Source organism: Halomonas sp. Cn5-12 (assembly GCF_021532545.1).
GTDB lineage: Bacteria > Pseudomonadota > Gammaproteobacteria > Pseudomonadales > Halomonadaceae > Vreelandella > Vreelandella aquamarina.
Genome location: NZ_JAKGAY010000004.1, coordinates 160098 through 169452 on the forward strand (window position 1 = coordinate 160098; position 9355 = coordinate 169452).

7 protein-coding genes are annotated in these 9355 nt (G+C 56.7%); all 7 read right to left on the reverse strand.

All coding sequences use genetic code 11. The features are described from left to right. Positions 1 to 14: 14 nt before the first annotated feature. The 7 genes from L1249_RS04300 to L1249_RS04330 all read right to left on the reverse strand — a co-directional run bounded on the left by L1249_RS04300 (position 15) and on the right by L1249_RS04330 (position 9035). Positions 15 to 1013 (reverse strand): YihY/virulence factor BrkB family protein, encoded by a 999-nt coding sequence (locus L1249_RS04300; RefSeq protein WP_228168651.1) that lies wholly within the window; start codon positions 1011 to 1013, stop codon positions 15 to 17. Continuing rightward, complete coding sequence (locus L1249_RS04305) at positions 1013 to 2782, reverse strand: complex I subunit 5 family protein (RefSeq protein WP_089675648.1); 1770 nt, start codon at positions 2780 to 2782, stop codon at positions 1013 to 1015. The genes L1249_RS04300 and L1249_RS04305 overlap by 1 nt, the downstream gene beginning before the upstream one ends. Continuing rightward, a complete protein-coding gene (locus L1249_RS04310) occupies positions 2779 to 4284 on the reverse strand; it encodes a complex I subunit 5 family protein (protein ID WP_228168652.1) in 1506 nt (501 codons plus the stop codon). The genes L1249_RS04305 and L1249_RS04310 overlap by 4 nt, the downstream gene beginning before the upstream one ends. Then, positions 4281 to 5771 carry a complex I subunit 5 family protein gene (locus L1249_RS04315; RefSeq protein WP_228168653.1) on the reverse strand — a complete coding sequence of 497 codons (1491 nt, stop codon included), beginning with the start codon at positions 5769 to 5771 and terminating at the stop codon, positions 4281 to 4283. Before L1249_RS04315 ends, L1249_RS04310 begins: the two co-directional genes overlap by 4 nt. Beyond that, positions 5768 to 6448 carry a DUF4040 domain-containing protein gene (locus L1249_RS04320; RefSeq protein WP_172416391.1) on the reverse strand — a complete coding sequence of 227 codons (681 nt, stop codon included), beginning with the start codon at positions 6446 to 6448 and terminating at the stop codon, positions 5768 to 5770. The genes L1249_RS04315 and L1249_RS04320 overlap by 4 nt, the downstream gene beginning before the upstream one ends. 79 nt (positions 6449 to 6527) lie before the next feature. Then, a complete protein-coding gene (locus tag L1249_RS04325; RefSeq protein WP_172416392.1) occupies positions 6528 to 7193 on the reverse strand; it encodes an alpha/beta hydrolase in 666 nt (221 codons plus the stop codon). 72 nt (positions 7194 to 7265) lie between these two features. Next, complete coding sequence (locus L1249_RS04330) at positions 7266 to 9035, reverse strand: SLC13 family permease (protein ID WP_172416393.1); 1770 nt, start codon at positions 9033 to 9035, stop codon at positions 7266 to 7268. Between the last annotated feature and the right edge of the window lie 320 nt (positions 9036 to 9355).

Sequence of the window (9355 nt, forward strand, 5' to 3'; positions counted from 1 at the left end):
TAATCGCACGGTGGTCACTTTCTTGCGGTATTGTCACTATTCCAAGGGTTTTCGACGCCAATGGTATCGGCAGCAAACGCCTCGCGCTCGCCTAGAGGACGCGCTTCACCCACGGTGGTGTCATGACAGGTTTGGCGTTCCATTTCACTATTAAGCTCCGCACCAAACAGCACGACAAATGCTGACAACCAAAACCACAGCATCAGGGCCACCACCGCGCCTAGCGAGCCGTACAGCTCGCTAAAAGTCGAAAAGTAGCGCACGTAGAGTGACAACCCTCCCGAGCCCAGCAGCCACATCAGCGTCGCAAACAGCGTGCCGTAACTCAGCCAACGCCACTGCGGTGAGCGGCGATAAGGTGCAAAGCGGTAGAGCAGTGCGATCAGCAGGCTCATCAATACCAGCAGCGCCGGCCAGCGCAGCCACTGCAGCACTCGATCCATAGGAGGCTCGATCATCAATCGGTCCACTAGCGCTGGCACGATGGCGATGAATCCCAAGGAGACCAGCGTCATGCAAATCAAGCCAAAGGTCAGCGAAACGAGGACCACCCCTCGATAGAGCAGTGAACGCTGCTCTTGCTCGCCATATACCGCGTTGAGACCAATGACCAGTACCGAGACTGCTTTCGAGGCAATGAACATGGCAATGAGCAGCCCCGCCAGCGCGGTCAGGACATTACCCGACTCGATGCTCTCGACCACGTCTTGCGCTTGCTGATCGATTAAGTTGGCCGCGTCCGGCGGCATGAAGCGGCTGATCGTATAGAGCTGCCGCCCCGCCTCGACAGGGTCGAACAGTAGCCCCCACACCGAAATCACCGCCGCAATGGTCGGAAACAGCGCCAGCAGCGCGTAAAACGCCACCCCTGCGGCAAACATGGTGACCCGGTCTCGGCGCGCGGCGCGCACGACGCGCCACGCAATATCCTGCCAACCACGCTTTGGAATATCGTTGGGCACATCGGCACTTCGGCCGCGCTCACCCAATGGCTCTCTTGCTTGTTGCCCCACTACTGTCCCTCCCAAATGAGCAAAAGTGCCAGGAGAACGGCCAACGCCATCATCAAGCCTCCACCATGCTGGCGCATCCATGACTCCACTGACAGTCCGCGCAACACCCCCTTCATAACCCAACGCTCACCCTTCAGCGCCAGCGCCACGGAGGTTGTTTTACCTCTTCCACATCGCGCGGCCAGTAAGCGTGCGGCGCTCAAGCCTAGAGTGGCAAGGGAATGGTATCCCCACCACCAATCCCCGGCAGGTGGCGTTGGCACATCAAAACGGCGCAGCGCCAACAAGCCTAACGCCATGCCGACAACGCCTACCGGAAAAGGCCAAATAATGCCCAACCACTCGTTCAAGGGAGGAGCGATCACACTCCCCTCCGGTAACGGCAGCCACAGCGGTGTCATTAGCGCAGCGATCAATGCCGCTAGCCACGCCCCCCACTGAAACGAATGGCTGTTTCCTCGCTGCCGCTGCTGCCATTGTCGCCACACGCAGACCGTCACCAGCGCGGCCGTGCCCATCGCCGCCCAAGTCAATAGTGCGATAATGCGCTCCTGCTCGAACTCATAGAGCGCATGCTTCACCCCCCACTTGCTGAACATGCCTGCCGCGAGTGCGCCTGTCAGCGAAATGCCCGGTAGAGCAATCAAAAGAAACAGCAGCGAGGTGGGCCACTTGGGCATATGCTCACTCACACTGGTACCCATAAAGAGAGCGCCCTTCGCTAACGCATGGTGACCCGCAAACAAAATGATGGCAGGTAGCAAGGCCGGCCATACCGCTGGCACGACGATTCCCATACCCACTAACGCCGTTAACATGCCCATTTGGCTGATACTGGAGTAGGCCAAAATTGCTTTGGGATGCGACTGCCAAATGCCGTACAGGGCCGCACCAAATGCTGCTGCAAACCCTGCCACCAATACGACATTGCCAAACTGCATCATGGCAGGAGATAGCGACTCCATTCCCAACGGCAACACGGTCAACCAACCCAACAAGCCTGCCTTGATCATGGCGCCGCTGAGGACAGCGCTGGCGGGCGCGGGAGCCACGGGGTGCGCTAATGGTAACCAAACATGCAGCCCAATCACCCCCGCTTTCACGCCTAAACCCAGCCACAGCAATAGCGCCATCCACGCACCATGGTCTGCCGTGGCCAGGGTATCGCGCACGCCTTTGAGTGTTAACGTATCCGAGGTGCCTGCGGCCCAGAGAAAACCACCTAATATCAAACCTTCACCGATAACGGCCAGCACAAGATAGGCCTTAGCCCCCAGCTTCGCAGCCGGAGTGCCGTTATGCACTACCAGCGCATACGCAGCGAAGGTCATCAGCGCAAAGCCAAAATAAAAACTGGCAATATCCTGGGCAACTATCAGAAGAATGTTGCCCAGCAAGGTTAGCGGCCACAGTAAGGTTAAACGCTGTAAACGCCGTTGTGCCGACGCATTCCCTCCTTGTGCCTGACGCTGCTCATCGGCGAAGTAACCTCGCGCATGAAACGCCGCCATACTCCAAAGCAGAGCAGTAAAGGCTAGCCACGGTCGGCTGAGCGCATTCAGCTCCCAATACCCACCTAACATCCAAGCATCCATGGTCCACTGCACGTCACCCGCATACGCCAGCAGTAAAGCAGGCCAGGCAGCACTTACCCACAGCATCGAAATGAAATGACGCTGTTGAACAGGGACTCGGTAAGCGCACCATACGGTGCTGCCTGCCACGAAAAGCGGCCAGAGTAAGGCCACGACCAACAGCAGTGAACTCATGGCAGGTACTCCCCAACGGCTACGCGCGTTGCCCAATCCAACGGACTAAATGGCAACCCAGCCAACAAACCTGCCCCTATACTAATGACGGCCGTCAATACCGCTGGCCACAACAGCCATCCGTGGGTTTCCAGCCGCCCTAATGGCTGCTCTTTAGGCCATTGCCCCTTACCATGGGCCGGCCCTTCACGGAACCAGAGGCGATGTACGATAGGGAGAAAATAAATCGCATTCAGCGTACTGCTTGCTACTAGCACGGCCACTACCCAGTACATATCTGCCTCGATAGCGCCCATGCCTAGGTACCATTTAGTAATGAACCCAGCGGTCGGTGGCAACCCGATCATCCCTAGCGCCCCCACCGTAAACGCTAGGCTAGTCAATGGCATGCGCTTGCCTGCACCGTCCATTTCATCAAGGCGATGAACCCCCAGCTCTTCTGCATAATTGCCAGCACAAAAGAACAGCGTCACTTTCATCAGGCCTTGGTGAAGCAAATGCGCCAGCGCGCCTATCGTCCCGAAAGGGCCAAACAAGCTAACGCCTAACACCACATAGGAAACTTGGCTAATCGTCGAAAACGCCAAGCGTGGCTTTAACTCCTCTTGGGCAATCGCCCGCAGCGACCCATAAATAATGGTGATAGACGCAGCGACGGCCAGCACGGTGGTGACGCCCAACTCCACACTAAGCTCAATACCGTATAGGTCGTATATGACACGCAAAATGCCAAACGCACCGGCTTTTACCACAGCAACGGCATGCAGCAATGCACTCACCGGCGCCGGTGCCACCATCGCCCTGGGCAGCCAGCCATGCAGCGGTACCATGGCTGCCTTCACCGCCAAGCCACCGACCAGCAGCGCAAAAATAAGGGTTAGCAAACCACGGTGATCATCCAGGTAGGGGGACAACCCTTGCTCTGACGCAAAAGAGTGATCGTTGGTTAAGCTGTATAGCAAAACAACGCCTAGCAGCAGCACAACGCCCGCCGTGAGGGTGTAACGCAAATACACTCGACCGGCCGCTAAGGCTTTTGCTGAACCCGCGTGCACCACGAGCGGGTAAGTTGAGAGTGTCAGCATTTCGTAGAAAATCAGGAAGGTAAACAAGTTTCCCGACAGGGCAACCCCTAGCGTACTGGTGACACACAGGCTGAAGAAGCCAAAGAAACGCTTCCGATTGGCCGCCCCTTCCAAGTACCCAATCGCGTAAATCGTCGTGCATAGCCACAGCAGTGACGAAAGACCCGCAAACATAACGCCGAGGGCATCCGCCCGCAGCACAAAATCAACGCCTCCCACGATTTGAAAGCTAAAGGTGTCTTCATAGCCTTCTGAAACACGCCCGACCATCACTATCACTAGGAGAATTTTAGCGACCGCCGCCAGTAAGTTGATGTACGTGCGGACACGTCGAGCCTCTTCTGGCAACGAGAAAATAATCACCGCCGCGAATAAGGAGGTTGCCAGCGTCGTCAGGGGTAACCAAGCCGCGTTCATGCACCACCTCCATGCAGCAACCCCAGCGGAAAGTGGGCGAGTAAGCCAAGCGCAAAGGCTGCTACCGCCAAACACAGAGCAACGGCATCCATGCCGGGCGCAAGCGGCTGATAATCGTGTCGCGGTGCGGTTTCATCAAACGAGTAGCGAAATACGCGAAACACGTAGGCAGCCGTCAATAGCGTGCCTGCCAGTAGGGCAGCCACGGCTAACCATTGCTGAGTCAGCACCATGGATTGAAGCAAGAGCCACTTTGCCGTAAAGCCAGCGCTGGGAGGTAGCCCCATTAACGTAACCGCTGCCATGCCAAAGATAAGTAGCGAAAGTGGCAGCCGACGACTGGTTCCTGCCAGCGCTTTCAGTGAGCTTTCACCCGTGGCAATGATCAAATTGCCTGCCGCCATAAACATGGCGGCTTTGGCTAGTGCGTGTCCCATCAAATGTAACCAAAACCCGTCCCATGCCAGCGACAAAGGCAGCGGTGCGATATTGGGACCTAATACCAGAGGAAAGGCCACCATCAAATAGCCCAACTGGCCCACAGTGGAAGAGGCAATCAACGTTTTGAGTGAATCGGCTCGCCAGGCCACCAATCCACCCCAAACAATCGCCAACATGCCCAACCAGGCCACCAAACGGGGAGCAAACAGCGTCTCCGGCAGCAAGATGCCCCAAAGCATCATTAAAATATAGAGCGAGGCCTTAATGACGAGCGCTGCATGCAGTGCACTGACCGGCGTCCAAGCATTCTCGTGTACGGGGGTTAGCCAACCATGTAAAGGGAATAGCGCCGCCTTTAAGGCAAGCCCCGCGCCTATAAGGGCTGCTGCAACCCAAGTAAGGGGCTCTGACTCCACCCGCGCTTCAAGTGCGATTAAATCTAACGTTCCCCATTGACTCATTAATAGGGCAACGCCCAGTAAAAACGCGAGCGACCCCACCAGAGCCAAAAGGAGGTAACGCATACCGGCCTGTAGCGCCGCAGACTTACCCGATAACAGCAACATCCCCACGGCCGCGAGTCCCATTGACTCCAACGCGGCATACAGAATCAACAGATCCGCCGCCAGCCAAATCAGTGAAAGCGCACTAACGAGCAACCCCATTAATGGCCATAACCAACGGACGCTGGCATTGGGGAGCGTTAGGCGAAGATAGCCAGGGGTATAAACGGCAACGGCGGCGGCCGTCCACTGGGTAATCAAGAGCATTAGAGCACTAAGGCCACTCAAGCGCAGCGTTAGCTCGATACCCGCCACCTCCCACTGCCAACGCAGCAATCCGACCTGTTGGTAGTCCAATACCATGACCCCTCCAGCCAGTAAAATCGGCAAGCAGGCCAAGGCCACCGGCAGCAAACGAGAGGGGCGAAACACGGCTCCGAGCGCACCAAACACCATCGGCAGCAGTAGGACAGCGGCGAATGCCCAGTCCGTCATCCATAAGGGATCAAAGGTATTGTCGTACAGACCAAAGCGCCAGATCATGAAGGCGGCCTTACAGGGGCGTATTCATCGTTGAGGGCGGCGCTACCTTCCTGGTGCACTAGCTGGCGAAGGAGTAAAACCCCCAATAGCGACCCCAGCCAAGCGATGAGCAACCCCACCGTGATGAGCGCCTGGGCACTGGGTGACGTACCCGCCATGCCTGCGAGCATCAAGAAAACGCCCGATCCAAGCACATTAAAGGCCATCAAGCGGCGCATCAGATGGTGGTGTAAAGCAAACGCCCCCATGCCCAACGATACAATGACCACAGAGGACAAAATAAGCGGATGCGCGGTCAGTGAAAGCGCCATATCAGGTAATAGAAACTGAGTCGCCACGCCTAGCATGATACTCCAGGCAATGATGAGCAGCCCCTTCGTCAAACGGTGTGGCCATTCGACGCGCATACGATCATAACGTGGCATCGATAGCCTCTGACTGGGCAGTGTGCGTAAGACGTAAATAAAGCCACCCCCCGTGAGCGCACTCCCTAATATCACTTCCACCAAGGCCAGCCACGGGGCGTTCAGGTACCACCACGCTGCACTCATCAACAGCGCAAATAGCACCAAAAGCCAACACGCCCTTAATAGGTGGCGATCGAATAAGCACCCAATGGCGGTCATCAGTAGACAAACGGCTAACCCACTTTCAACGGTATCGATAGACGCTATCATGTGCCTCTGCCTGTCCCTTGCCGCGGTATTAATAGCAGCAGCGTACTATCAAAGGCACCGAACGCCTACTGCTCTCCCCTTAACCCAGCCGCTCGCTTAGCCATTTGCCGATATCGTTGACCTGCTGCGGACACAGTGCATGCGCCATGGGGTACTGGCGATAGTTGACGCTGTAACCCATGGCTTTTAAACGCTCAACGCCGCTACGGCCCAAGGTTTCAGGCACGATGGGGTCGAAGTTACCGTGATGAACTTCAATCGGCACCTGACGGTTAGCCTCGGCAGGCTCGATGCTATCGGCAGTAGCAAAGTAGGTCGACATCGCCAGCAACCCGCCTAGCGGCTGCGGGAACGAGAGAGCCGCCTGATACGCCACCGCGCCGCCTTGGGAGAAACCTGCCACGATGATCCGCTGGCTATCGATACCCTGATCGATCTGCTCTTGAATCAGCGCCTGAATACGCTCGGCGGATTTTTTCAGCTGAACTTCATCAACCCGGCGGCCCAAATCCATCGCCAGAATGTCGTACCAAGCAGGCATCACCATACCGCCGTTAATAGTGACCGGCAGGCGCGGAGCATGGGGCATAATAAAACGCACATACGCGTTTTCCGGCAGTGTCAGGGCGGGTACTAGCGGCTCGAAATCATGCCCATCGGCACCTAGGCCATGAATAATAAACACACACGCATCGGCGGGTTGACCATTTTTTGGCTCAATAATCAGTTCGCCTGGGGCTGTCATGGGTTATTTCCTTACTGATATTAAAAGCGTCACCCTAGCGTAAAGCAGCGCGGGGAGCGAGACATTAACCGCTTAAAACGGCCACACCAATGGAATCAGCGTGACCGCAATCACACCGGTCAGTACGTTTAAACCACCACCAACACGTAAAAAATCACTGACTCGATAGCCACCAGGACCATGCACCATCAAGTTGGTTTGGTAGCCGATCGGGGTCAGAAAACTGGCCGAGGCAGCAAACATCACAGCCACCACAAATGGCATGGGGCTCACCCCAAGGCTCTCTGCGGCAGCCATGACCACCGGAAAAATAATCACCGCCGCGGCGTTGTTGGTCACTAGCTCCGTGAGTAGCGCCACCACGCAGTAGGTACCCATCAGCAGCAACCACGGGCTGCCCGCCACCCACGACAGCACGCTGCCTGCCATGGCATCCGCTGCACCTGACGACTGTAACGCTGCCCCCACCCCAAACGAGGCGGCAATGGTTAATAACACCTGAGTATCTAAGCCCCGCTTAGCCGCGCCCACTGTGCAGCAGCCGGTCAGCAGTGCCATCGCCGCTCCCAGCATGGCGGCATTAAGCATACTCAGAACACCAAACGCAGCCAGCAGCACCGCACCTAGCAAAATCCCCCAGGCCAGCGGAGCCTTCTCGTGGATGGGCCGCGCCGAGCCGTTTAGCTCGCTGATCAGCAAAAAGTCTTTCGACTGCCGATGGCGCTCGATAAACGGCGGGCGCGCCTCTAACAGCAATACATCGGCAGGCTGCAAGCGCACTTGGCCGAGGTTCCCCGTCACGCGCTCGCCGCCGCGGCAAATCGCCAGCACGGCGGCGCCGTATAGCGTTCTAAATCGACCATCACGAATCCGCTGGCCAATAAACTGGCATTGATTGGAGACCACCGCCTCGACCAAACGGCGCTCTTTGAACTCTTTTTCTAGGCTAGAAGCACCATCCCGAGAAGGGATCAGCCCACGGATCTGCTGAAGCTCTACAGCGGCATCCGAGGTGCCCACAAACACCAAACGATCCCCACCTTTGAGCTGCTCCCCTGGCCCAACTACGCTGACCACGTTACCGACGCGCTCGATCTCGACAAGGAACAGTTCCTGCAAGTGGCGCAGCCCGGCCTCTTCGACCGTGCGGTCGACTAGTACCCCTGCCGGGTCTACTTCCATTTCAATAGTGAACTCGCGAGGGTTAGCAAAGGCTTTAGCCGTGCCGCCACGGGCGGGTAATAAACGCGGGGCAAGGAAAATAAGATAAGCCAAGCCCGCTGCCGCGACCGGAATGCCTACCCACGCCAAGTCGAAAAGCCCCATGGCCAAATCAGGGTAGCGCTCGATCAGTAGCCCATGCACTACCAAGTTAGTGCTGGTACCAAATAGCGTGATAGTACCGCCTAAAATAGAGGCAAAGCTCAGCGGCATGAGCAAGCGCTGTGGGGAAAGCCGCACACGGCGGCTCCAGCTCATGACGGCGGGAATATACGTCGCCACCACCGGGGTGTTATTGAGAAAACCGCTGAGCGATGCCACAGGTAACAATAGACGTGTTAGCGCGCCGCGCTCGCTGGTTGGCCGCCCCAGCACGTAGCGAATAATAAGATCGATACCGCCCGTTTCACGAATACTGGCCACCAGCACGTACATAAACGCCACAGTAAACAGGCCACTATTAGAGAATCCACCCAACGCCTGCTGTGGGTCAATCACGCCAAGCGTCATCAGCACCACCACCGCGCCCATTAAAATGATATCTGGCCCTAGGCGTGACAACGCCATCAACGGGAAGATAGTCAGCACGACTCCTACTGCAATCCAAGCATCCAGCGACATAACCCCACATCCTTTCTCAAGCCCACTCAACTGACATAACCGAACAATATGAGGGGCATTGTGCCGCCTAGCAGATATTCTAAAAAGTTATTTTTAGAAACACAGTAAGAAGAAAATAGAATATGGGGCGTGGGGCGTGGGGCGTGGGGCGTGGGGCGTGGGGCGTGGGGCGTGGGGCAGATAATAATCCACAATCGAGTAGGAAGGGGAGTCGCCTCCCCTGTCCTCTCACACCACCGGGCATACGGTTCCGTACCACGGCGGTTCATGAACAACGTTTGAGCCATCTTACCGTATCCAGTATCGATATCAGGCCCTGA